Origin of the sequence: Cellulosimicrobium sp. SH8 (genome assembly GCF_025818875.1) — a bacterium.
In the GTDB taxonomy this organism is placed as follows: Bacteria; Actinomycetota; Actinomycetes; order Actinomycetales; family Cellulomonadaceae; genus Cellulosimicrobium; species Cellulosimicrobium cellulans_D.
In genome coordinates this window covers 289,635-313,656 of the sequence record NZ_JAMXMH010000001.1, presented here as the reverse complement: position 1 = coordinate 313,656, position 24,022 = coordinate 289,635, and the positions used below count along the sequence as shown (strand labels likewise).

General features: G+C 74.3%; 21 protein-coding genes. 13 read left to right on the top strand and 8 right to left on the bottom strand.

Annotated features, from left to right (window positions below; all coding sequences use genetic code 11):
• The first annotated feature begins 15 nt into the window (after nt 1–15).
• The 3 genes from NF338_RS01380 to NF338_RS01370 all read left to right on the top strand — a co-directional run bounded on the left by NF338_RS01380 (nt 16) and on the right by NF338_RS01370 (nt 3,256).
• Nucleotides 16–642: a DNA-3-methyladenine glycosylase I gene (locus NF338_RS01380; RefSeq protein ID WP_264029129.1), complete on the top strand. Its 627-nt coding sequence runs from the start codon at nt 16–18 to the stop codon at nt 640–642.
• A 70-nt stretch (nt 643–712) separates the two neighbouring features.
• Complete coding sequence (locus tag NF338_RS01375) at nt 713–2,155, top strand: L-serine ammonia-lyase (protein WP_264029128.1); 1,443 nt, start codon at nt 713–715, stop codon at nt 2,153–2,155.
• 228 nt (nt 2,156–2,383) lie between these two features.
• Nucleotides 2,384–3,256: an LLM class F420-dependent oxidoreductase gene (locus tag NF338_RS01370; RefSeq protein WP_087470301.1), complete on the top strand. Its 873-nt coding sequence runs from the start codon at nt 2,384–2,386 to the stop codon at nt 3,254–3,256.
• A gap of 26 nt (nt 3,257–3,282) precedes the next feature.
• Here NF338_RS01370 and NF338_RS01365 read toward each other — a convergent pair whose 3' ends face one another.
• Both NF338_RS01365 and NF338_RS01360 read right to left on the bottom strand, forming a co-directional pair.
• Nucleotides 3,283–3,825: a DapH/DapD/GlmU-related protein gene (locus NF338_RS01365; protein ID WP_264029127.1), complete on the bottom strand. Its 543-nt coding sequence runs from the start codon at nt 3,823–3,825 to the stop codon at nt 3,283–3,285.
• A gap of 20 nt (nt 3,826–3,845) precedes the next feature.
• Entirely contained in the window at nt 3,846–5,150 is a 1,305-nt protein-coding gene (locus NF338_RS01360; protein WP_264029126.1) for a glycosyltransferase, read from the bottom strand.
• A gap of 158 nt (nt 5,151–5,308) precedes the next feature.
• Between NF338_RS01360 and NF338_RS01355 the strand changes: the two genes are divergently transcribed.
• The 3 genes from NF338_RS01355 to NF338_RS01345 are packed head-to-tail and all read left to right on the top strand — an operon-like array spanning nt 5,309 to nt 7,426.
• A complete protein-coding gene (locus NF338_RS01355; RefSeq protein WP_264029125.1) occupies nt 5,309–5,956 on the top strand; it encodes a TetR/AcrR family transcriptional regulator in 648 nt (215 codons plus the stop codon).
• A gap of 39 nt (nt 5,957–5,995) precedes the next feature.
• Nucleotides 5,996–6,595, top strand: coding sequence for a sulfite oxidase-like oxidoreductase (locus tag NF338_RS01350; protein WP_087470305.1), 600 nt, complete (start codon nt 5,996–5,998; stop codon nt 6,593–6,595).
• Between the two features lie 27 nt (nt 6,596–6,622).
• Complete coding sequence (locus tag NF338_RS01345) at nt 6,623–7,426, top strand: ferredoxin reductase (RefSeq protein ID WP_264029124.1); 804 nt, start codon at nt 6,623–6,625, stop codon at nt 7,424–7,426.
• Between the two features lie 16 nt (nt 7,427–7,442).
• Here the strand turns inward: NF338_RS01345 and NF338_RS01340 are convergent, their stop codons facing one another.
• Nucleotides 7,443–7,610, bottom strand: a complete 168-nt coding sequence (locus NF338_RS01340) for a hypothetical protein (protein ID WP_264029123.1) — start codon at nt 7,608–7,610, stop codon at nt 7,443–7,445.
• A 99-nt stretch (nt 7,611–7,709) separates the two neighbouring features.
• On the opposite strand from NF338_RS01340, the gene NF338_RS01335 reads away from it, so the two are divergent.
• The 3 genes from NF338_RS01335 (at nt 7,710) to NF338_RS01325 (ending at nt 14,084) form a co-directional block, all read left to right on the top strand.
• A complete protein-coding gene (locus NF338_RS01335; RefSeq protein ID WP_264029122.1) occupies nt 7,710–9,020 on the top strand; it encodes a serpin family protein in 1,311 nt (436 codons plus the stop codon).
• 21 nt (nt 9,021–9,041) lie between these two features.
• A complete protein-coding gene (locus NF338_RS01330; RefSeq protein WP_264029121.1) occupies nt 9,042–10,352 on the top strand; it encodes a serpin family protein in 1,311 nt (436 codons plus the stop codon).
• 342 nt (nt 10,353–10,694) lie between these two features.
• Nucleotides 10,695–14,084 carry a discoidin domain-containing protein gene (locus NF338_RS01325; RefSeq protein ID WP_264029120.1) on the top strand — a complete coding sequence of 1,130 codons (3,390 nt, stop codon included), beginning with the start codon at nt 10,695–10,697 and terminating at the stop codon, nt 14,082–14,084.
• Between the two features lie 36 nt (nt 14,085–14,120).
• Here the strand turns inward: NF338_RS01325 and NF338_RS01320 are convergent, their stop codons facing one another.
• Nucleotides 14,121–14,702, bottom strand: coding sequence for a pyridoxamine 5'-phosphate oxidase family protein (locus tag NF338_RS01320; RefSeq protein WP_264029119.1), 582 nt, complete (start codon nt 14,700–14,702; stop codon nt 14,121–14,123).
• Nucleotides 14,703–14,941: 239 nt separating this feature from the next.
• Between NF338_RS01320 and NF338_RS01315 the strand changes: the two genes are divergently transcribed.
• The 3 genes from NF338_RS01315 to NF338_RS01305 all read left to right on the top strand — a co-directional run bounded on the left by NF338_RS01315 (nt 14,942) and on the right by NF338_RS01305 (nt 19,105).
• Nucleotides 14,942–17,005 (top strand): cell wall-binding repeat-containing protein, encoded by a 2,064-nt coding sequence (locus NF338_RS01315; protein ID WP_264029118.1) that lies wholly within the window; start codon nt 14,942–14,944, stop codon nt 17,003–17,005.
• A gap of 142 nt (nt 17,006–17,147) precedes the next feature.
• Nucleotides 17,148–18,173, top strand: coding sequence for an App1 family protein (locus tag NF338_RS01310; protein WP_264029117.1), 1,026 nt, complete (start codon nt 17,148–17,150; stop codon nt 18,171–18,173).
• Between the two features lie 80 nt (nt 18,174–18,253).
• Nucleotides 18,254–19,105: a hypothetical protein gene (locus NF338_RS01305; RefSeq protein ID WP_264029116.1), complete on the top strand. Its 852-nt coding sequence runs from the start codon at nt 18,254–18,256 to the stop codon at nt 19,103–19,105.
• A 97-nt stretch (nt 19,106–19,202) separates the two neighbouring features.
• On the opposite strand, the gene NF338_RS01300 is transcribed toward NF338_RS01305, so the two are convergent.
• The 3 genes from NF338_RS01300 to NF338_RS01290 all read right to left on the bottom strand — a co-directional run bounded on the left by NF338_RS01300 (nt 19,203) and on the right by NF338_RS01290 (nt 22,437).
• The gene (locus NF338_RS01300) at nt 19,203–20,363 is read right to left on the bottom strand and encodes a hypothetical protein (RefSeq protein ID WP_264029115.1); all 1,161 of its coding nucleotides are present in this window, start codon (nt 20,361–20,363) and stop codon (nt 19,203–19,205) included.
• A gap of 86 nt (nt 20,364–20,449) precedes the next feature.
• Nucleotides 20,450–21,100: a response regulator gene (locus NF338_RS01295; protein ID WP_087470313.1), complete on the bottom strand. Its 651-nt coding sequence runs from the start codon at nt 21,098–21,100 to the stop codon at nt 20,450–20,452.
• Nucleotides 21,097–22,437, bottom strand: coding sequence for a sensor histidine kinase (locus NF338_RS01290; RefSeq protein ID WP_264029114.1), 1,341 nt, complete (start codon nt 22,435–22,437; stop codon nt 21,097–21,099). Before NF338_RS01290 ends, NF338_RS01295 begins: the two co-directional genes overlap by 4 nt.
• Nucleotides 22,438–22,548: 111 nt before the next feature.
• Between NF338_RS01290 and NF338_RS01285 the strand changes: the two genes are divergently transcribed.
• The gene (locus tag NF338_RS01285; protein WP_087470315.1) at nt 22,549–23,292 is read left to right on the top strand and encodes a ZIP family metal transporter; all 744 of its coding nucleotides are present in this window, start codon (nt 22,549–22,551) and stop codon (nt 23,290–23,292) included.
• Nucleotides 23,293–23,295: 3 nt separating this feature from the next.
• Here NF338_RS01285 and NF338_RS01280 read toward each other — a convergent pair whose 3' ends face one another.
• Entirely contained in the window at nt 23,296–23,940 is a 645-nt protein-coding gene (locus NF338_RS01280) for a lysophospholipid acyltransferase family protein (protein WP_087470316.1), read from the bottom strand.
• Nucleotides 23,941–24,022: the final 82 nt, after the last annotated feature.

Genomic DNA, 24,022 nt, shown 5'->3' with positions numbered 1-24,022 from the left:
GGGCAGAGTGGACGCATGACGACCGACACGACCGCGTCGACGCCCCTCGCGGTGCCCGACGACGCGCCCGCCGCCCCGCAGCCGGGCGCCCGCTGCTTCGGCGACGGGGACCCGCTCTACGAGGAGTACCACGACACCGAGTGGGCGGTCCCGGTGCACGGGGACACGGCGCTGTTCGAGCGCCTGGCGCTCGAGGGCTTCCAGTCCGGCCTGTCCTGGATCACCGTGCTGCGCAAGCGCCCCGCCTTCCGCGAGGTCTTCGCGGGGTTCGACCCGGTGGCCGTCGCAGCGTTCGACGAGGCCGACGTCGAACGCCTGCTCGGCGACGCCCGCATCATCCGCAACCGGCAGAAGATCACCGCCACGATCGACAACGCGCACGCCCTGCTGGCGCTCCAGGAGAGCGGGCGCACGCTGGACGAGCTGATCTGGTCGTTCGCGCCTCCGGCCCGCCGCGAGCGCCCTGCGACGTGGGGCGACGTACCCGGGCTCACGCCAGAGTCGACCGCGCTCTCGAAGGCGCTCAAGAAGCACGGGTTCCGGTTCGTCGGGCCGACGACCGCCTATGCCGCGATGCAGGCGTGCGGGCTCGTCGACGACCACCTCGCGACCTGCCCGGTCGTCCTGGGCGCGCCGGGCTGACCGGGCGCCGCGAGCATTCGCTATAGCAAAAACTGCCCGCATCGTGGGACGAGGTGCGACCATGGTCCCCATGAGCGCGTACGTGTCGGTCCTCGACCTCTTCTCCGTCGGTGTGGGCCCGTCGAGCTCGCACACCGTCGGGCCGATGCGGGCCGCGAGGGCGTTCGTCGCGACGCTGGACGACCGCGGCGCGCTGAGCGAGGTCGCCGGCCTGCGGGTCGTGCTGTGCGGGTCGCTCGGGGCGACGGGCGTCGGCCACGGCACACCGGACGCCGTCGTCGCCGGGCTGCTCGGCCTCGACCCCGAGACGTGCGACCCGGCCCGGGTCCCCGGCTCGTGGGAGAAGCTGGGCGACGGCGCGCCCGTCGCGCTGCTGGGCCGGCACCGCGTCACCATGACGAGCGACGACGTGCGCCTCGCGCCGCTGACCCGCATGCCCGGCCACCCCAACGGCATGCGGTTCACCGCGCTCGACGCGAGCGGCACCTCGATCGCCGAGGAGGCGTACTACTCGGTGGGCGGCGGCTTCGTGCTCACCGCCGCCGAGCTCGAGTCCGCCGCCGCGAACGAGGCCGCGCAGCTCGGCGCCGAGCTCGCGGGCGAGGCGATCGACCCCGGGACCGAGCCGTCGGGCGTGCCGTTCCCGTTCGCCAACGCGGCCGAGCTCCTCGCGCTGTGCGAGCGCGAGCGCACGTCCGTCGCGGCCGTCGCGTGGGCGAACGAGTCCGCCCTGCGCCCCGCCGCGGAGGTCGAGGCGGGCGTCGACCGGATCTGGGACACCATGAGCGCGTGCGTGGACGCCGGGCTCGAGCGCGACGGCGTGCTGCCCGGTCGTCTCCAGGTCCGGCGTCGGGCGCGGGCGCAGCGCGAACGCCTCGAGCTCGCCGACGAGCGCGGTGCCGACACGACGATCGAGTGGCTCCAGGCGTTCGCCATGGCCGTCAACGAGGAGAACGCGGACGGGCGTCGCGTCGTCACCGCCCCGACGAACGGCGCCGCCGGGATCATCCCTGCCGTCGGACGGCACTTCCTGCGCACCCACCCGGGCGTCGCCGCAGACCCCGCGCGTCGGCGTCGTGCCATGCGCACGTACCTCCTCACCGCCGCGGCGATCGGCGCGCTCTACAAGCGCAACGCGTCCATCTCCGGCGCGGAGGCGGGCTGCCAGGGAGAGGTCGGCTCGGCGTGCTCGATGGCCGCGGGCGCGATCTGCGCCGTGCTCGGCGGCACCCCGGCCCAGGTGGAGAACGCGGCCGAGATCGCGATGGAGCACAACCTCGGGCTCACGTGCGACCCCGTCGGCGGGCTCGTCCAGGTCCCGTGCATCGAGCGCAACGCCATCGCGGCGTGCACCGCCGTCTCCGCGGCTCGCCTCGCGCTCCAGGGCGACGGCTCGCACGTCGTCTCGCTCGACACCGTCATCGAGACGATGCGCCAGACCGGCGTCGACATGTCGACGAAGTACAAGGAGACCTCGACGGGCGGCCTCGCGGTCAACGTCATCGAGTGCTGAGCCGGAGCGCAGCGAAGCAAGCGCAGGCTTCAGCACGACCGACAGTTCGAGTGCTGAGCCGGAGCGCAGCGAAGCAAGCGCAGGCTTCAGCACGACCGACAGATCGAGTGCTGAGCCGGAGCGCAGCGAAGCAAGCGCAGGCTCCGGCACGACCGACGGGTCGAGTGCTCACCGCACCTGCCCGCCGGGGTTGACTTCGAGCGCGCTCGAAGGAGAACGATGCGAGGCATGCGACTCGGTGCACACCTCATGCGATTCGACTCCGTCGAGCCCTCGGCCCTGCGCCGCGAGCTCGGGGACACGGCCGCCGCGGCGGAGGAGGCGGGCCTCGGCTGGATCTCCGTGATGGACCACTGGTTCCAGATGGAGCCAGCCGGCCTGCCGCCGTCGGACCCCATGCTCGAGGCCTACACGACGCTCGGCTACCTCGCGGGCCGCACCGAGACCGTGCGGCTCGGCGCGCTGGTCACCGGCGTGACGTACCGCTACCCGGGCCTGCTCGCCAAGACCGTCGCGACGCTCGACGTGCTCTCGGGCGGCCGGGCGACGTTCGGGATCGGCGCGGCCTGGTACGAGCGCGAGCACGCGGCGCTCGGTGTCCCGTTCCCGCCGCTCAAGGAGCGGTTCGAGCGGTTGGAGGAGACGCTGCAGATCGCGCGGCAGATGTACGACCCCGCGGCGAACGGCCCCTACGAGGGCGTGCACTACCAGCTCGCGGAGACGCTGTGCTCGCCGCTCCCGCTGAGCACGCCGGAGATCATGGTGGGCGGGTCGGGCGAGCGCAAGACGCTGCGGCTCGTCGCGCAGTACGCGGACGCGTGCAACCTCTTCGCGACGTCGCCCGAGGACGTGGCGCACAAGCTGGACGTGCTCCGCCGGCACTGCGACGACGTCGGGCGCGACCCCGCCCAGATCCGGGTAACGGTGCTGCACGGCGGTGAGGCGCTGCTGCGCGGCGACGTCGCGGCGTTCGTCGACGACGTCCGCCCGCTCGCCGGGCTCGGCGTGGACACCGTGATCCTGCGCCCGCCGACGACTCCCCTCGCCGCGTGGGTGCGCGACGCCGTCGCGCCGGCGGTCCCGCACGTCGCCGACCTCTGAGTCGCCCTCCGGCCCGGGACGACCGCTCACCACGTGCGCCGCACGACCGCCTTGGTGCCCGTGACGAGGCTGCGCGCCGGGACGTCGTCGGCCACGACCGCGCCGGCGGCGACGACCGCGTCGCGACCGATGGTCACGCCGGGCAGGATCGTCGCTCCGGCGCCGATCCAGACGTTCTCGTGCACGTCGATCGGGCCGCCGGTGAGCCAGACCTTGCGGTCGTCGGTGTCGACCGGGTGCCCGACGGTGACGAACGTGACCCGCGGCGCGACCATGACGCGCTCGGCCAGCCGGATGCCCGCGTAGTCGAGGAACGTGCAGTTCTGGTTGACGAAGACCCGCTCGCCCAGGTCGAGGCGCAGCCCGTGGTCCGTGAAGAACGGCGGGTAGATCGTCACGCGCGGGGGCAGCGGATGGCCGAGGATCTGCTCGAACAGCCGCGCGCGCCCGTCCTCGTCGTCGAACGGGAGGACGTTGAGCCGCGAGGTGAGCTCGGTGGCCCGCAGCACCCTCTCGGACATGGCGCGGAACTCGGGGCCGTGGATGCGCATGAGCAGGTCGCTGGGCATCCCCCGATCCTGCCCCCGGGTCAGCGGACGGCGCGCGACGCCTCGCGGGCCGCGACGACCTCCTCGACGACGTCGACCACGCCGGTCTCGCCCGGCGAGGCGGCGATGCGCTCGCCGAGGCGCTGGCTCGCGCGGGCGTACGACGGGTCGGCGAGCAGACGACGCACCGCGCGCCGGACCTGGCCGGGTCGCGGGGTGCTCGTCCGCAGCCGCACGCCCGCACCGGTCCACGCGACGCGCGCGGCGACCTCCGCCTTGTCCTCGGTCTTGCCCGCGACGACCACGGGGACGCCGTGCCGCAGCGCGTGGTGCACCCCGCCGTAGCCGCCGTTCGTGACGAGGACCGAGGTGCGCGGGAGCAGCGCGTCGTACGGGAGGTACTCGGCCGCGCGCGCGTTCGCCGGGAGCGGCCCGAGCGCCGCGACGGGTCGGCCGCCGGTCGCGGCGACGACGAGCACGTCCTCGCCCGCGAGCGCGCGCAGCGTGGGGACGAGGAGCTGGGTCGGGTCCTCGTTCGCGACGGTCCCCTGCGTGACGTGCACGACCGGCCGGCGGGTGTCGAGGTCGCCCCACCACTCGGGGCGGTCGCTCGTCCGCGGCGCCGGGCGCGGCGGGCCGACGAACCGGACCGGGGTCGCGACGTCGGGCCGCGGGTACTCGAGCTCCGGGACGGTGAGCTGCACGACGGCGTCGGCGTCGGCGAGCCACCCGAGGAAGAAGGTGCCGCTCGGCTCTCCGCCCGCCACCCGCACCATGTCCTCCGCGGCACGCTGGGGGGCGGCGAACGCGACCCGCTCGACGAAGCGGTGCAGCGCCCGGTTGCGCAGGACGCCGAGCGGGCCGCGCGCGGGCAGCACCCCGAGCCCGAACGGCGCGGTGTGGTCGCTCTTCAGCCCGAGCGGGAAGATCCCGAGCGCGAGCACAGGAGGACGGCGGTCGGCGGGCACCGCGACGAGCGGCATCGCCCCGAGGAACAGGGGCTCGACGAGCACGACGTCGGCCGGGCGCTCGGCGAGAGCGGCGAGCACCGCTCGGTGCTGCGCCGCGCCCGGCGCCACGAAGATCTCCAGCATGTCGTGCCGGATCGCGTCGAGCCCGGTACGCCCCGCGCGCCCGGGGAACGCCGCGGCGAGGTCGCGGTCGTCGAAGTCGGCCGCTGCCGGGAGCGGGACGTGCTCGGCCCCGGTGGCCTCGACGGCGGCAGCGAACCGGGCGCCGGTGAGGAACCTGACGTCGTGGCCGCGGGCGACGAGCGCCCGGGTGACGGCGAGCAGCGGGGTGACGTGGGCGTGCACAGGCGTGGAGCAGAGCAGGACGGTGGCCATCGTGGTGCCTCTCTCGTGGCGGCGCGGGGTCGCGCCGGTCGGACGGGAAGGCGCAGGACCGGGCCGTCTGCGCGGAGGAAGCCGGAGGGGAGTCGGCGTGTGAGAAGATCGAGCAACCGTCAGGAGTATTCATCACCTTGAAGGGGTAGTCAATAGTGGTGCCTCGTGCCTACACGTCCGACCTCCGCGCCGAGCAGGCCGCGCGCACGCGCGAACGAGTCGTGCGCGCCGCCGCGCAGGAGCTGACCGAGCACGGCTACGAGCGCACGACGCTCGCGCGCGTCGCCGCGCGCGCGGGCGTCTCGCTCGAGACGGTGAAGGCGCACGGACCCAAGCGCGCCCTCCTGCTCGCCGCGTTCGAGCTCACGTTCGCCGGGTCGGAGGGCCAGGAGTCCCTGGGCGAGCGCCCCGAGGGACGCTCGGTGGCCGGCACCACCGACCCCGGGGAGTTCCTCGACGGCCTCGTCGCGCTCGTCGCGGCGGCGAACGAGCGGGTCGCCGGCCTGTGGTCCGCCTTCACCTCGGCGGCGCGCTCCGACGACGCCGTCGCCGCGGAGCTCGACGCCCTCCTCGAACGCCGACGCACGGACCTGCGAGCGAGCGTCGACGTGCTCGCCGCGCACGGGTTCCGCCCCCGGGCCCCGCGGGACGAGGCGGCCGAGTCGCTGTCCTACCTCCTCGCGCCCGAGGGCTGGACGCACTTCGTCGCGGGCGCCGGCTGGTCGGGCGAGCGGTACCGCGCCTGGCTGCGCGACGGCGTCGTACGCCTCGTCGCGGCGCCCCCGGAGGACGACGCCGACGCCTGAGCCCTGGCGCGCCGTCGGTCACCGCGCCTACCGTGTGCCATGAGCACGCTCACCCCCGGCTTCCACGGCCGGCCGCGCCCGCAGGGCGTGGCGCTCCCGCCGGGCCAGTACGTCGAGACCGGGTTCCCCGTGCTCTCGGCGGGGCCCACACCGCGCGTCGACACCGCGACCTGGCGGCTCGACGTCACGACCGAGACCGGCACGACGCACGCGTGGTCGTGGTCGGACCTCATGGCGCTCCCCCAGGACGAGCCGACCGTCGACATCCACTGCGTCACCCGCTGGTCGAAGTTCGGGACGTCGTGGCGCGGCGTCTCGCTCGACACGCTCCTCGCCGACGTCGAGTCGACCGCCGACTTCGCGATGATCGGCTGCTACGGCGGGTACACGACCAACCTCCCGGTCGCGGAGCTGCTGGGCGGCAAGGCGTGGGTCGTGCACACGTTCGACGGCGCCCCGCTGCACCCGGTGCACGGCGGCCCGGCCCGGCTGCTGGTTCCGCACCTGTACTTCTGGAAGTCGGCCAAGTGGGTCAACAGCATCACGCTCATGCCCATGGACAGGCAGGGCTTCTGGGAGCGCCTGGGCTACCACGACCTCGGCGACCCGTGGCGCGAGCAGAGGTACCAGGGTGACTAGCGCCCGCGGGTCGATCGCGGTCGCGCGATGACCGAGGCGCCCGTCCGCCTCGGCGCGCGGTACGCGACGCCGTCGCGCTGGCAGGTCGCGACGCTCGTCGACGCGTGGGAGGAGAGCCCGTCCGCGCGGACGCTCGTCCTCGAGGTCCCCGCCTGGCCCGGGCACCTGGCGGGTCAGCACGTGGACCTGCGCCTCACCGCGCCGGACGGCTACACCGCCGAGCGCAGCTACTCGATCGGCAGTGCGGCGACGCGCGCGAGCGTGCCCCACGACGGCTCCCCCGCGCGCGTCGAGGTCACCGTGCAGCGCGTCCCCGGCGGGGAGGTCTCCACGTACCTCACCGACGTCTTCGCGGTGGGGGACGCGATCGAGCTGCGCGGGCCGGTCGGCGGCTGGTTCGTCTGGTCGCCGGAGCACGACGCCGGGACACCGGTCCTGCTCGCGGCCGGCGGGTCGGGGCTCGTGCCCCTCATGGCGATGCTGCGGACGCGCCGCGACGCGGGCGACCGGACGCCGTTCCGGCTCGTCTACTCCGTCCGCCGCCCCGAGGACCGCCTCTACGTCGCGGACCTCGACCGGCTCGCCGCCGCGCACGACGGGCTCGACACCCAGGTCGTGTTCACCCGATCGGCGCCGCTCGGCGCGATGCGTGGACCGGGCCGCCTCGAACGCCGCGACCTCGCGGCGTGGGGCTGGCCGGCCGAGATCGAGCCCGCGTGCTTCGTGTGCGGGCCGACGGGGTTCGTCGAGGCCGTCGCCCGCCAGCTCGTCTCGCTCGGCCACGACCCGGCCCGGGTCAAGACGGAGCGCTTCGGTCCCGCCGGAGACTGACGGAGGACGCGAGGAGCTACACCGGCGGCGTCCAGCCGGCGCGCGCACGCGCGTCGCGCTCCGCGAGGACGCTGCGCAGCAGCCGGATCGTGAGGATCAGCGCCCAGATCACCAGCACGGCGACCGTCGCGAGCACCGCGACGTAGAGCAGGATCAGCAGCGGGTAGATCGGACCGAGTCCCATGCGCGGACCCTACCGGTGCAAGCCTGGCCCGCGGCGCGACATAGTCAGGTCGTGAGCGTGGCGCGCGTGCGCCACGGCAGTTCCACGACAGGGGGCGGCATGAGGAACCGGGCGAGACGTCGACCCGGCAAGCGGCGCGCGGTTGCTCCGCTCGGGGTCGCGACCCTCGCGACCCTGGTGCTCGGAGCGTGCGCCACGGCGTCGGGCGAGCCGCCCGCCATCACGACCGCGGACGTGGAGCGTCGTGTCGTGACCGTCGCCGACGCTCCGGCGACGGCGTCCGTCGTCGAGGCGACCGAGCGGCTCGGCCTGACGATGCTCGACGCGGCCCCGCGCGAGGGCAACGTCGTCGTGTCGCCGGCGAGCGCCGTCGTCGCCCTGTCCATGCTCGCGGAGGGCGCGCGCGGCCAGACCGCCGCCTCGCTCGACGCCGCGCTCGGCGCGAGCGGGCAGGACCGGACCGACGCCGTCAACGCCCTGCTCGCGGCGCTCCAGCACTACGACGGCGACCCCGCCCTCGTGCAGAAGGACGAGCTCCCGGAGACCCCGCTCGTGCACGTCGCGAACCAGGTCGTGCTCGACGACGAGGCACAGGTCCACGACACGTACCTCGAGGCGCTCGCCGCCGGGTACGACGCGGGGGTGCTCGAGACCGACCTCGGCTCGGAGGCCGGCCTCGAACCGCTGGACCGGTGGGTCCGGCACCACACGGGCGGGCTGATCGAGGAGTCCGCCGTCGAGCCCGACACCGACTCCCGCCTCGCGCTCCAGAACGCGGCGCTGCTCGCGGCGCGCTGGTCGTCGCCGTTCGAGGAGCAGGCGACCCGCCCGAGCCCGTTCGTCCTGGCGGACGGGACCCACGTCGACGCCGAGGCGATGCACCAGGAGCACGACTGGCGGTACGCCGAGGTGGACGGGTGGCAGGCCGTCCGGCTCCCGTACACCGAGGGCTTCCACGCCGACGTCGTGCTCCCGCCGGACGGCGTCGACCCGGCGACGCTCGCGGCGGAGACGAGCACCGACCTGCGCGCGGCGCTCGACGCCGCCTCGCCCCGCAGCGTCGCGCTCACGCTCCCGACGCTCGACGTCGACGCCGAGGCACCGCTCGACCTGAAGCCCGCGCTCGCCGCGGCCGGGCTCGGCGACCTGCTGGAACAGCCGGACCTGACCGGCATCAGCGACGAAGACGATCTGACGGTGACGCAGGCGTGGCAGCAGGCGGTGCTGCGCGTGGACGAGGAGGGCACCGTCGCGGCGGCGGTGACGGAGGTCGTCGCCGGCGTCGAGTCCGCGCCCATGATCGAGGACGTCGTCGAGCTGCGCATCGACCGGCCGTACGTGTTCTCCGTGTCGCACACGGACACGGGCTGGCCGCTGTTCACCGCTGCGATCCGCGACCCCCGCCACTGACGAGAGGACGGCGAGAGCACCATGGCTCCCCGGACGAGCAGGGCCCGGACCGGTGCCGGCGTCGCAGCGGCGGCCGCCGTCGTCGGGCTGGTCGCCGCGTGCGCGACCGGCGTCCCGGCCGGGCCCGACCTGCCCCTCGCGACCGCCGATGCGGCGCGCCACGTCGTCTCGGTCTCCGACGCGGACGCCGCGCCCGACGTGGTCGGCGCGACCGAGGAGCTCGGCCTGACCATGCTCGACGCGGCCTCGCGCGAGGGCAACGTCGTCGTGTCGCCGGCGAGCGCCGTCGTCGCCCTCTCGATGCTCGCGGAGGGCGCACGGGGCGAGACCGCCGCGTCCCTCGACGCCGCGCTCGGCGCGACCGGGCAGGACCGGACCGACGCCGTCAACGCCCTGCTCGCGGCGCTCCAGGACTACGACGGCGACCCCGCCCTCGTGCAGAAGGACGAGCTGCCGAAGACCCCGCTCGTGCACGTCGCGAACCAGGTCGTCCTCGACGACCAGGCACAGGTCCACGACACGTACCTCGAGGCGCTCGCGACCGGCTACGACGCCGGGGTCCTGCACACGGACCTCGGGACGGCGTCGGGCATCGCCCCGCTGAGCGACTGGGTCCGGTTCCACACGGGCGGGCTGATCGAGAAGAGCGCGATCGAACCGGACATCGACCTCCGCCTCGTGCTCCAGAACGCCGTGCTCTTCGCGGCGCGGTGGGAAGCACCGTTCGACGAGGGCGAGACCCGGCCCTCGCCCTTCGTGCTCCCGACCGGTGAGGGGGTCGACGTCGAGTCGCTGTCGCTCACCGAGTCGTGGGCGTACGCGGAGCACGACGGCTGGCGCGGGCTGCGCCTCCCCTACGTCGACGGGTTCCACGCGGACGTCGTCCTGCCTCCAGAGGGGACCGACCCCGCGACGGTCACGCCGACCCGCACGGCCGCGCTGCGCGAGGCGCTCGACGCCGCGACGCCGCAGCGGGTGGCGCTGACGATGCCGACCCTCGACATCCCGGTCGAGCGGCCGACGGACCTGCGCCCCGCGCTCGCCGCCGCCGGGCTGGGCGGGTTGTTCGACCCCGTCGACCCACCGGACCTCCGCGGCATCAGCGACGCGGACCTGTTCGTGTCGCAGGCGAAGCAGCAGGCGATGCTCCAGGTCGACGCCGAGGGCACCGTCGCGGCGGCCGTGACGGAGCTCGGCGCACAGGCGATGTCGTCGGAGGCCGAGGTCGTCCCGCTCGCCTTCCGCGTCGACCGGCCCTATCTCTTCTCGGTCTCCCACTCCGAGACGGGCTGGCCGCTGTTCACCGCCGCGATCCGCGACCCCCGCCACTGACCCGCCCGGCACCTCTCGCTCGCCCCAGCAGAACCCCGGTCCTCCGTCGCGGGACCGGGGTTCTCCCCCGTCGTCCGAGCGGACGAAGCGGGCGCTTGCGACATCTCTTGACGCCTCCTTCACCCGGCAGTAGCGTTCTTGCGTGTTGATGCAAGAAATCAACACTCCGTTGTGCGGTGCGGCACAGCGGGACCGCAATTCTCGAAGGTACTGACCCGAGCCAGCCGGCCCCGCCGGACGTGCGCCGTGGCCCGTCCTCCGACCCGGGCGTCCGGTCCGGTGCGGGGTCGCGCTCGGCGCGGCCTGACGCCCGTCGACGACGACGGGAGATCGAGGACATCGATGAGACATCGACCCAGCACGTCGAACCGCACACCCGCCGGGGCGCCGCCGCGCCGGCTCCGCCTGCTCGCCGCGACCGCGGCGGCGACGGCCCTGCTCGTCCCGCTCGGTCTGACGACCACCGCGACGGCAGCGCCCACCGTGCTGTCCGCCGGGAAGCCGACGGCCGCGAGCAGCAACAACTCGCCGTACCTGTCCGGCAACCTCACCGACGGCAACCAGGGCACCTACTGGGAGTCGACCAACAACTCGTTCCCGCAGTGGGCGCAGGTCGACCTCGGCGCGGCCGCCACGGTCGAGGACCTCGTGCTCAAGCTCCCGACGGGCTGGGAGACGCGCAACCAGACCCTCAGCGTGCAGTCCAGCACGGACGGCTCGAGCTTCGCCACGATCAAGGCGTCGCAGGCGTACGCGTTCAACCCAGCGTCGGGGAACACCGTGACGGTCGACGTGCCGGACACGTCCGCCCGCTACGTGCGCGTGCAGATCACCGCGAACACGGGCTGGCCCGCGGGCCAGCTCTCCGAGCTGGAGGTGCGCGGCACGGCCGGCAGCACCGACCCGGGCGGCCCCGGCGACCCGGGCGACCCCGAGCCCCCGACCGGCACCAACCTCGCGCTGAACAAGCCGATCGAGGGGTCGTCGACGGAGTGGCAGTTCGTCGCGAAGAACGCGAACGACGACAGCACCTCGACCTACTGGGAGGGCGCGGGCGGCCAGTACCCGAGCACGCTCACCGTGTCCTTGGACTCCGCGACGCAGCTCACGAACGTCGTCGTCAAGCTGCCGCCGGCGTCCGCGTGGGGCCCGCGCACCCAGACCTTCGAGGTCCAGGGCCGCGCGACCACGACCGGCGCGTGGCAGACGCTCAAGCCGTCGGCGGGCTACGCGTTCTCGCCGAGCACGGGGAACACCGTGACGGTCCCCGTCACGGGCACGGCCAAGGACGTGCGCCTACGGTTCACGGGGAACACCGGGTCCGGCAACGGCCAGGTCGCCGAGCTCCAGGTGTTCGGCACCGCCGCGCCCAACCCGGACCTCGTCGTCACGAGCGTCACCGCGACGCCCGCCTCGCCGCTCGAGTCGCAGGCGATCACGCTGTCGGCCGTCGTGAAGAACATCGGCACGCAGGCGTCCGCCGCGACCGACGTCGCGTTCACGCTGAACGGCCAGACCGTCGCGACCAAGCCGGTCGGCGGCCTCGCGGCAGGCGCCCAGGCGACCGTCACGGCCGACGTCGGCGCCCGCCCCGCCGCGAGCTACACCATCGGCGCGGTCGCCGACGCGGGCGGCACGGTCGCCGAGCAGAACGAGGGCAACAACGGGTACGCGAACCCGACCCCGCTCGTCGTCACCGCCGTCCCGAGCTCCGACCTCGTCCCGACCCTCACGTGGTCGCCGAGCAACCCCGCCGCGGGCAGCACGGTGACGTTCTCCGCGACGATCGCCAACCAGGGCAACGTCGCGACCTCCACGGCCGCGCACGGCCTCACCGTGACCGTGACGAACAAGGCGACGGGCGCCGTCGTGCGCACCCTCACAGGCTCCGCGAGCGGCGCGATCGCCGCGGGCGCGAGCAGCGCGAGCGTCAACCTCGGCACGTGGACCGCCGCGAACGGCAACTACGACGTCAAGGTCGTCGCCGCGCCGGACTCGACCGAGGTCGCCGCGAAGCAGGCCAACAACACCGCGACGCGCCCGCTGTTCGTCGGGCGCGGCGCCAACCTGCCGTTCGACACGTACGAGGCGGAGGACGGCGTCACGGGCGGCGGCGCGACCGTGCTCGCGCCCAACCGCGTCGTCGGCGACCTCGCGGGCGAGGCCTCGGGTCGGCGCGCGGTGACGCTCAACCAGACCGGCGCGTACGTCGAGTGGACCACCAAGGCCCCGACGAACACCCTGCTGACCCGCTTCTCCATCCCCGACTCGGCGGGCGGCGGCGGGACGAACGCGACCCTCGCGATCTACGTCGACGGCCAGTTCCTCAAGAACATCGACCTCACCTCGCGCTACGCGTGGCTGTACGGCAACGAGACCAACCCGGGCAACCAGCCGGGCCAGGGCGCGCCGCGGCACGTCTACGACGAGGCGAGCACGCTGCTCGGCACGACCGTCCCGGCGGGCTCGAAGATCCGCCTCCAGAAGACGGCGGGCAACACGAGCCAGTACGCGATCGACTTCGTCGACCTCGAGCTCGCGACGCCGCAGGCGAACCCGAACCCGGCGCAGTACACGCAGCCCGCCGGCTTCACGCACCAGGACGTCCAGGCGGCGCTCGACAAGGTCCGCATGGACGCCACGGGCACGCTCAAGGGCGTCTACCTGCCCGCCGGCGACTACCAGACGTCGAGCAAGTTCCAGGTGTACGGCAAGGGGGTCGACGTCGTCGGCGCCGGGCCGTGGTTCACGCGGTTCTTCGCGCCGCAGGGTCAGGAGAACACCGACGTCGGCTTCCGCGCTGAGGCGAGCGCGAACGGCTCCACGTTCCGCGACTTCGCGTACTTCGGGAACTACACGTCGCGCATCGACGGCCCGGGCAAGGTGTTCGACTTCGCCAACGTGAAGGACATGACGATCGACAACATCTGGGTCGAGCACATGATCTGCATGTTCTGGGCGTCCAACATGGACGACTCGGAGGTCACGAACTCGCGCATCCGCAACACGTTCGCGGACGCGATCAACATGACCAACGGCAGCGCGAACAACCACGTGCACAACAACCAGGCGCGCGGCACGGGCGACGACTCGTTCGCGCTCTTCGCGGCCACCGACAACGGCGGCAGCGGGCAGCGCGGCAACGTGTTCGAGAACCTCACGTCCACCAACACGTGGCGCGCGGCGGGCCTCGCGGTCTACGGCGGCCAGGACAACACGTTCCGCAACATCTACATCGCCGACACCCTCGTCTACTCGGGCGTCACGATCAGCTCGCTCGACTTCGGGTACCCGATGGAGGGCTTCGGACCCGCGCCCACCGTGTTCGACGGGCTCACCGTCGTCCGCTCCGGCGGGCACTTCTGGGGCGACCAGGTGTTCGGGGCCGTGTGGATGTTCTCGGCGTCCAAGTCGTTCGGGAACATCCAGGTGAACAACCTCGACGTCATCGACCCGACGTACTCCGGGATCATGTTCCAGACGAACTACGTCGGCGGGCAGCCGCAGAACACGTTCCAGAACCCGACCTTCACCAACGTCACCATCACGGGGGCGAAGAAGAGCGGGGACAAGTACGACGCCAAGTCGGGCTACGGCATCTGGGCCAACCCGATGCCGGAGGCGGGCCAGGGCCCGGCGGTCGGCACGGCGACGTTCACCAACCTCACGTTCTCGGGCAACTTCCGGGACATCGAGAACACGACGTCGACCTTCACCATCACGCGCAACTGACGTCCGTCCGCACCCGCTCGACGCCGCAGCCCGCCCTCACGGGGCGGGCTGCGGTGCGCGTGCCGCACCCAGGCCGGTCGACGGCGCGTCGGCGCCGAACCGCCACCGCATCGCCGTGTGCTCGGCGCCACGCGCGTACGCGAAGACGACGTCCGGCCGCACGGCGAACACGTACGCCTCCCCGCCGCCGCCCGGCGTGTCCCAGAACGCGCCGTCGCGCACCTCGAAGTGCCAGTCGTACTTGCAGCGCCACCGCTCCGCGAGGCGGTGCAGGACCGCGTCGTCGGTGACGCGCACCGCGTCGCCCTCCACCACGACGTCCATGCCCTCCTCGTACCGGTTGGCCCCGGTCGTGAGGACGACGTGCGGGTTCGCCGCGAGGTTGCGCGCCTTGCGCTCGTCGGGGCCGGTGCAGAAGAACAGCGCTCCGTCGGCCGTCACGGTGAGGAGCGGCGTGACGTGGGGCCGCCCGTCGGGCCGGACCGTCGACACCCACGACACCCCCGCGCGCTCGAGCGCCTCCCGGACGGCGGACCACGGCACCCGTGGCGCCTCCGGCGTGCTGTAGGCGGCGAGCAGGTCGCCGTGGTCGACGGTCGGGGCAGGCGTCTCGGTCATGGGTGCTCCTGTCGAGGCTCGTCGGACGTCGGGGTGGACCGCCCGCTGGCCGGGAACTCATCGGTCGTCCCCGTCGGGCCCTCGCGCGTTCGACCAGAGCCCCGTGCACCGTCCCAGGGACCCGTGCCCGCGCCGAGTACGGGTCGACGAGTTCACCCGCTCGCACTGAGAGCCTCGTCCAGCGGTCCCGATAGAGTTCCGAGCAACAGCGGCGGGGGTCCTGGAAAGAAGTGCACACCATGCGTACCCCTGCGCGCGTCGGCCTCGTCGCCGCGCTCTCGCTCGTCACGTCGACGTTCGTCGGAGTCCAGCCTGTCGTCGCCTCGACCATCGCGGCCGCAGACCTGCCTGGTCTGCTCACGGTCGCCACCGAGACGACCTCCCCGTCGTACGACCGGGACCGGTTCGAGCACTGGATCGATGCCGACGGGGACGGCTGCAACACCCGCTACGAAGTGCTCGTCGCCGAGGCCGTGACCCCACCGACCGTCTCCGGCTCGTGCACGCTGACCGGCGGCTCGTGGGTGTCGGTCTACGACGGTGTCACGACGACCAGCATCGAGGACCTGCAGGTCGACCATGTCGTCGCGCTCGCCGAGGCCTGGCGATCCGGCGCTTCCGCGTGGACGGACGAGCAGAGGCGGGCCTTTGCGAACGACCTCGACGTCCCGTACGCGCTCGCAGCCGTCTCGGGTGCGTCGAACCAGGCGAAGTCGGACCACGACCCGGCTGAGTGGCAGCCCACCGACGTCGGGAACCGCTGCGAGTACGTCACCGCGTGGGCCCTGGTGAAGTACCGGTGGTCGCTCGCCGTGGACCAGCGGGAGATGGACGCGCTCACGTCCGCCCTGTCCGGAGGCTGCGGAGCGCAGGTGGTGACGCTCCCCGCCACGATGATCAGAGCGGTCCCGGAGCCCCCGGTGGATCCGGGGCAGACCGTGATCGCCCCCTTCGCCGACGGGACGACCCGCCTGTCCGGTTCGACACGGTACGAGACCGCGCTCCAGGCGTCGAAGCGATACGCGGCCGGGGTGCCGGCGGTGTTCGTGGCGACCGGGTCGGACTTCCCCGACGCCCTGTCCGCCGCGTCGGCGGCCGCCCGGGTCGGCGGCCCCCTCCTGCTGACGCCGCCCGGCTCGCTCGCCGCGGCGGTACAGACCGAGATCGTGCGGCTCGCACCGAAGAAGATCTACGTCGTCGGTGGTCGTGGTGCGGTGAGCGACGCGGTGCTCTCGACGCTCCGCAGTATCGCCCCGGCCACTCGGCTGGGCGGGGCGTCTCGCTACGAGACCGGCCTCGGCATCGTCGACGCGACGTTCCCGACCTCGGCGCACGCGATCATCGCGACCGGACGGTCCTTCCCGGACGCGCTCGCCGCGACCGGAGCAGCCGGAGCGCGCCAGGTCCCGGTGATCCTGGTCGACGGTCTCCAGCCCCGCGTCAGTCCCGCGACGCTCAGCACGCTGCACCGGCTCGGCGTGACGAGTGTCGCGATCGCCGGAGGTTCCGGTGCCGTCAGCACGGGCATCGCGGACCAGCTCCGCGCCGACGGGATGGCCGTCTCCCGCTACGGCGGAGCGTCTCGGTACGACACCGCGGCGCTCGTCAACCAGGCGTACTTCCCGCCCGGGTCGACGACCACGGTGTTCCTCGCGACCGGCACTGACTTTCCCGACGCGCTCGCCGGGGCCGCCCTCGCGGGCCGTCTCGCCGCCCCGCTGTACGTCACCTCGCGTGCGTGCACTCCCGAGGCGACGCGCAACGCCGTCGCCTCGCTCGGCGCGTCGAAGCGGGTCGTGATGGGCGGTGCCGGTGCGGTCAGCGACGCCGCGGCGGCGAACCTCGGATGCATGTCCTCGTCGGCGCCTACCATCGCGGGCTCGGCCGTCGTGGGGTCCACGCTGACCGCGCGGCCGGGCACGTGGACCGCCGGGACGTCGTTCTCCTACCAGTGGCTCGCGAACGGCGCCACGATCTCCGGAGCGACCGCATCCACGCTGGCCGTGACCGCAGGACAGCACGGCAAGCGCATCTCGGTGCGTGTCACGGGTGCGAGGTCCGGGTACGTGTCCGCGTCGGCCACGTCCTCCTCCACGGCGACCGTCGTCTACCCGCAGCGGACGCCCCCGGTGGACATCCGGAACTGCCCGTCCTGGGCTCCGATCAAGGGAAACCACTCCTCCTCCGGCGAGTGGATCTACCACGTCCCCGGTGGGCGGTCCTACGCCGACACGAACCCGGAGGAGTGCTTCACCACGGAGGCTGCCGCGGTCGCGGCCGGGTACCGCAAGTCGAAGGTCTGACGAGACGGCGCTCACGGCGCACCGGGACGCGGTCGCGTCCCGACGGTGCGGCGTCACCGGGGTGTGACACAGTGGGAACCAGCCCCCGACGTCGACCGGAGACCGCCGCGCCCCCATGACCTCGACCCCGACCGAGCACGCCGTGACCCAGCGACCCCACCGGGCGGCCCGGATCGAGGACCGGTGGCGCGACGTCGTCTCCCGCTTCCAGAAGGCGCGCGGGTGGCGCCCCCGCGTCGAGCCGTTCGCGGGGTACGGCACCCCGCGGCGCGTGCGCGTGCTCGCGCGCGTGCTCCTCGCGAGCCCCGCGTTCGACCCCGCGCTGCACGAGCGCGAGTCCGCCGACCGGCGCGGCTGGCGCTACTTCTTCACCGCCCCCGCGCCGCGCGAGGAGGTCCGCGTGCACGTCGGCGACGCGACGGTCGACCTCGTCTCCGACCGCAGCGGCTACCTCGACGCGACGATCGACGTCGCGCTCGCCCCCGGCTGGCACGACGTGACGTTCCGCCCGTCGTCGGGCGCGGTCGCGACGGGCCGCGTGCTCGTCGTCGCGGACGGGCGCCGGCTCGGCGTCGTGTCCGACATCGACGACACCGCGATGGTGACCGCGGTCCCGCGCCCCCTCATCGCGGCCTGGAACACGTTCGTCCGGCACTCGAGCGCGCGCGTGCCCGTGCCGGGGATGGCCGCGCTCTACCGCGGGATCGCGACGTCGCGCCCCGGCACCCCGTTCGTCTACCTGTCGACGGGCGCGTGGAACACCGCCGCGAACCTGCGCCGCTTCCTCCAGCGCCACGGGTTCCCGCCCGGCCCGCTCCTCCTCACGGACTGGGGACCGACGAACACCGGCTGGTTCCGCAGCGGCCCGGAGCACAAGGACACCTCGCTCGACCGCCTCTTCCGCGAGCTGCCGGACGTCGACTGGCTGCTCGTCGGCGACGACGGCCAGCACGACCCGGACATCTACGCGCGCGCCGCGCGCCGGCACCCCGACCACGTCGCGGCCGTCGCGATCCGCGAGCTCACGCCCGCGCAGCAGGTCCTCGCCCACGGCTCGCCGCTGCCCGCGCCCGGCAGCCTGCCCGGCGAGGTGCGCGGCGTCCCGACGGCGCACGGCCCCGACGGCGCCGCCCTCACCCGCGCCCTCGCCCGGGTCCTGCGCCGCTGAGAGCCTGCGGGTGTCCTTGCTCGCCGGGCATCGCGGCGTGCCGGGGTGCCACGCGTCGTCGCGGGTGATTGCCTGAGGGAATGACGACGCCCGACCTGCCCTTCCCCACGCCCGAACCCGAACCCGAGCGGCCGCGACGGACCTGGCCGTGGATCGTGCTCACGATCGTCGCGGTGGTGGTGATCGGTGTCGTCGTGTGGCTCGTCAACCGCCCGACGGAGGACGCTCCCGCGGCGGAGACCCCGACGGCGACGGAGTCCCCGAACCCGTCGCCGACGGACACGGGCACGCCGACCGACGACACGTCGACGCCCGCCGCCGAGGGGTGCCCGGCGGCGGGCGACGGCGTCCCCGCGGGGGCGGGCACGCACGAGATCGTCGACGTGGACGGCGACGGCCGCCCGGACACCGCGTGGCTGACCGGCGGCGCGGGCCGCGCGTTCGGGATCACGACGGCGTCGGGCGCGACGTTCTCCGCCCCGATCGAGTCCGCGAGCCCCGTCGCGGCGAGCGCGATCGTCCAGCTCGTCGCCGCGGGCGACGCCACGGCACCGATCGCGCTCGTCGACACGGGCCGCGAGGTCCTGCTGTTCTCCGCCGCCGACTGCGCCGTGACCCCGACGCAGAACGCCCAGGGCGAGCAGTACACGTTCGACAAGGGCTTCACCGGGTTCGGCACGGGCGTCGGCTGCACGGAGGTCGACGGGGGGCTGCACCTCGCGGGCCTGAACGCCGTGTCCGACGACGGCACGTCCTTCACCGTGTCCCGCACCTTCGTCGACCTCGACGCGGGCGCGAAGACCGCCACGAACGGCGAGGAGGAGACGGTCGCCCAGGACGCGGCCCCGGACGACCCGGTGGTCACGACCGCCCAGGAGACCACGTGCGGCGACCTGGTGGCGGGCCAGGACGGCCCGGTAGAGCCCCAGTAGCCGCCGAGCACGACGTTGCTGTCGCTATCGGGCTGATAACGACAGCAACGTCGTGCTCGACGCGGAGCGGCGTCGTGGTCGGCGGAGCGGGGTCGGCTCAACCGCGGCCGCAGGTGCGGCACGTGCCGCGGCGGCGGAGCCAGTAGGCGTAGGTCGCCGCGCCGAGGGCGAGGGACCACACCGGCCACAGGAACGTCGGGCCGACGGCGCCCCACGAGTCCGCGGTCAGCGCCAGCCGGCTCTCACCGAGCCCGATCACGATGAGCGAGAGCCCGGCGGGGAGCACCGCGACCGCCACGATCGTCGCCGGGACGACCGCCAGCCCGACCGGGACCCTGCGACCCGCGAGCCCGACCATCCAGCGGGGGAAGACCTCGCCCCAGCGCTGGAACAGTCCGAGCGTGAGCACCGCACCGACGAGCGCGAAGCCGCCCAGGCCGAGCGCCGCGACCAGGCCGTCCTGCCCCGCGAGCTGGGCGACGTTCTCCGCCGAGAAGCCGAGCGGGATGCCGAGGACCCAGGCGATGCGGGTCACCGCGTAGAACGTCGGGATCGCGGCGGCGACGAGCGCGGCCGTCCGGCCCCAGCGCGCCGCGGCGGCGGGCGTCGTCCAGGCCGGGTCGTGGCCGTCGTGCCGCCGCCCGCACGACGCGCACGCACCGACCCCGCGGCGCACGAACCGCCACGTCGAGGCGACGAGCAGGGCGGCGCCGGCCAGGAGCGCGAGCTGCGTGAGCGGGCCCGCGCCGAGGAAGTCCTGGAACGCGGCCCGGATCACGGGGTCGAACGGCGCCATGACGAGCGTGACCGGGAGGTACCCCAGCCGCGCCAGGATGGACGCGTCGGTGAGCGCGAGCACCCCGGCCGAGACGAGCGCGGTCGCCGCGACGGTCAGCGCACGGTCGGCCCGGGCGACGGGGCCGTGCCGACCCCCGAGCCACGCCCGCAGCGCGGTCGCCGCGCCGACGAGGGCGAGGACCGCGACCCAGGGCGTGAGCGTCGCGCCAGCGACCCCGCTCAGGGCGCCGAACGACAGGTCGTTCGCGTCGCCCACCGCGAGCGTGCCACCCGCCAGGGTGACGACGAGGGCCGCGACTCCCCCGACCACCCACCACGCCGCGGCGGTCGGGGCGATCCACCGCCCGCGGGACGCGTGCGCCCCGGGACCGGGCGGCGCACCGGAGAGGGAACCGACGTCGACCGTGCGCGGGCCGGACGGCGTGGTGACGGAGGACGGGGGCGGGGTTCGTGTGCTCATGACTCGACCCTCGCGTCCGGCACGCCGCGCCGGATCACCCGCGACGACGACGTCGCTCCCCCGTGCGGGGGAACGCTCGCAGCCGCTCAGCCGGCCCGGACGAAGCCCGACTCGTAGGCGCGCACGACGGCCTGGGTGCGGTCGCGCACCCCGAGCTTGGCGAGGACGTTGCCGACGTGCGTGCGCACCGTCTCGACGCCGAGGTAGAGCTCGCCCGCGATCTCCGCGTTCGAGAGCCCCTGCGCGACGAGCCGCAGCACCTCGCCCTCGCGCTCGGTGAGGTGCGCGGCGCGCAGCTCGTCGCCCGCGGGCGGTCGCGCCGTCGCGAGCCGGCGCACCGCGTCGGGGAACAGGAGCGACTCGCCACGCGCCACGACCCGCACGGCCTGCGCGACCTCCTCGGGCCGCGCGCGCTTGAGCAGGAACCCGTGCGCGCCCGCGCGCAACGCGTCGAGCACGTGGTCGTCGTTCTCGAACGTCGTGAGGACCAGCACGCGGGGCGCGTCGCCCCGCGCGAGGAGGGCGCGCGTCGCCGCGATGCCGTCGACGCGCGGCATGCGCACGTCCATCAGCACGACGTCGGGTCGCGCCCGCGCGACGACCCCCGGCACCTCCGCCCCGTCGCCCGCCTCGCCGACGACCTCGAGATCGGGCTCGGCGTCGAGGATGACCCGCAGTCCCGTACGCACCAGAGGCTCGTCGTCCACCAGCACCACGCGCGTCGTCCCGTCGGTCATCCGCCCGATCCTGCCAGCGGGAACGTCGCGCGCACGACCCACGCGCCGCCGTCGGGCGCGGGCCCTGCTGAGACCTCCCCGCGCAGCAGGTGGGCCCGCTCCCGCATCCCCGCGAGGCCGCGGCGCTCGCGACCCGGACCGTCGGGTGCCCGACGACGCGTGCCCGGCCCGAGCGGATTGCGCACCTCGACGACGAGCGCGCCGCCCGGACCCCGCGCCACGCCCACGGCGACCGATTCGCCCGGGGCGTGCCGGAGCGCGTTCGTGAGCGCCTCCTGCACGACGCGGTACGCCTCCTGCGAGACCGCGCGCGGGACGTCGACCCGTCCGTCGCCGCCCGTGCGCCGGACGTCCGCCCCGGTGCGGCGCGCGTCGTCGAGCAGGACGTCGAGGTCCTCGAGCGTGCGCGCCGGGCTGCGCACGGGCGCGCGCGGGGCGCCGCCCGTGGCCGAGGCGCCGTCCGCACGGAGCAGGCCGAGCACGTGGTCGAGGTCCGCCATGGCGGTGCGGCCCGTCTCCTCGATCGCGGCGAGCGCGGCACGCGCGGCGACCGGGTCGCGGTCGAGGAGGCGGGCGGCCGCGGCCGCCTGGAGCGTCGTGACGGTCAGCGCGTGGCCCACCGAGTCGTGGAGCTCGCGCGCGAGCCGGCCCCGCTCGGCGTCGCGGTCGGCCGCGGCCTCGAGCTCCGCGATGCGCTCCGTCTGGTCGGGCCCGAGGAGCGGGAGGGCCGCCTGCCGCAGCACCGCGCGCGCGAGCGCGACGGCGTACGGGACGGCGAGCAGCGCGAGCACCGCGGTGACCAGCCACGTCCACGCGGGCAGCGCCTCCCACGGCCGCCAGTCGGTGAGGAGGACCGGCTCGACGCCCGTCGCGGAGAGGACGAGCTGCGTCGCGACCGGGACGAGGAACAGCACCACGACGAGCACCGCGGCACCGAGCGTGAGGTGCAGCCCGTACCAGGCCGCGGCGCGCCAGCGCGTGGCCGCACCGGGCGCGGGCGCCCCCGGCGCGGGCAGCGGCACGTCGACGTCGAGGAACGTCCGGGCCGCCGCGATCTCCAGCGAGCGCACCGTGGCCAGGAAGGGCGGCGTGCTCACGAGGACCGCGGACACGAGCGCCAGGACGAGGATCGCGACGCGCGGCGTCTGCAGCGAGGCGAACATCTGCACGAACCCGGCGACCAGCGTCACGTACGCGCCGGCGACCACGCCGCCGACCACGAGGTAGACGCCCGCCCGGACGGTGGTCGCGCTGCGCAGCGGTGCGACGACCCGTCCCCACCCGCCCCGCCCCGGCGCGGTCGCCGCGCGGGTCGGGCGGGCGTCGTCGGGCGTCATGGCCCCAGTCTCCCGGGACCGGGCGGGGCGCGCCTCCCCCGGCCGGGGGAACCGTACGAGCCGGCCGCCCGTCCCCGCGCGGTCCCGCCCGGCCGCTGGTCCAATGGGCGCATGCTCGGGTTCTGGTGGGGCCTCGTCGGCGCGTCGTCGCTGCTCCTCGGCGCGGCGCTGGTCTTCTGGCGGCCGCCGGGCCAGCGGCTCGTCGGGCTCATCATGGCGTTCGGGTCGGGCGTCCTCATCAGCGCGGTCGCGTACGACCTCGTCGAGGACGCGTCGACGCACGCGAGCGGCCTGGTGCTGCTCGCGGGCCTCGCGGGCGGCGCGCTGACGTTCTTCGTCGGCGACCGAATCATCGACCGGATGGGCGGCGAGGGCCGCAAGCGGTCCACCGGCGTGCAGGCGGAGTCCGTCCAGGCGGCGGGCGGGACCGGGGGCGCGGCGATCGCGCTCGGCACGGTGCTCGACGGCATCCCCGAGTCGGTCGTGCTCGGCGCGACCCTCATCGGCGGCGGCGGGGTCAGCGTCGCGATGCTCGCCGCCGTGTTCGTCTCGAACCTGCCCGAGGCGATGTCCGCGACGTCGGGGCTGCTCAAGGCGGGCACGAAGCCGTCGCGGCTCTGGGTGCTGTGGGGGTCGACGACCCTGGTCTCGGCGCTCGCGGCCGGGATCGGCTACGTCGCGCTCGACGGCGCGTCGCCCGCGGTCGTGGCGATCACGCAGGCGTTCGCCGCCGGGGCGCTCCTCACCATGCTCGTCGACACGATGATCCCCGAGGCGACGGAGTTCGGCGGCCCGGTCACCGGGCTCGTCACGGTGCTGGGTTTCGCGACGGCGTTCGGGCTGAGCTCGCTCTGAGCGTCAGGCCGCGAGGTCCTGGCCGCTCATGCGGTGGATCGACGCCATGACCTCGTCCGTGAGCTCGCGCCGCGCCTGCGCGGGCTTGGTGCCCGCCGTGATCTGGCGCTGCGGGTCGATGGGCTTGCCGAAGTGCACCTGGACGCGGTGCAGGCGCGGGATCCGCTTGCCGATCGGCTGGACCTTGTCCGTGCCGCGCACGGCGACGGGGACGACCGGGGCGTGGCCCGCGAGCGCCAGCCATGCCACGCCGGTGCGACCCGCGTGCAGCTTGCCGTCGCGCGAGCGCGTGCCCTCGGGGTAGATGCCGAACGCGCCGCCGCGCTGGAGCACCTCGAGGGCGTCCTCGAGCGAGCGCTGCCCGGCGCGCGGGTCGTCGCGCTGGACGGGGATCATGCCGATCGTCGTGAAGAACCACCGCGACAGCCGGCCCTTGAGCCCGCGGCCCGTGAAGTACTCGGCCTTGGCGAGGAACGTGACGTGCCGCGGCGCGACGATCGGGATGAGGATCGAGTCGATGAACGACAGGTGGTTGCTCGCGAGGATGACCGCCCCGTTGCGCGGGATGTTGTTGCGTCCGGTCACCTGTGGCCGCAGCAGCACGTAGGCGAGCAGCGACAGGATGAGCCTCAGGACGCGGTAGGTCATCCGTTCATTGTGCACCGTCGTCGGCGCACGTCCGTGCACGCGGTGGTCGGCCCCGGTGTCCGCGCAGGTCACCTCGGGTCGC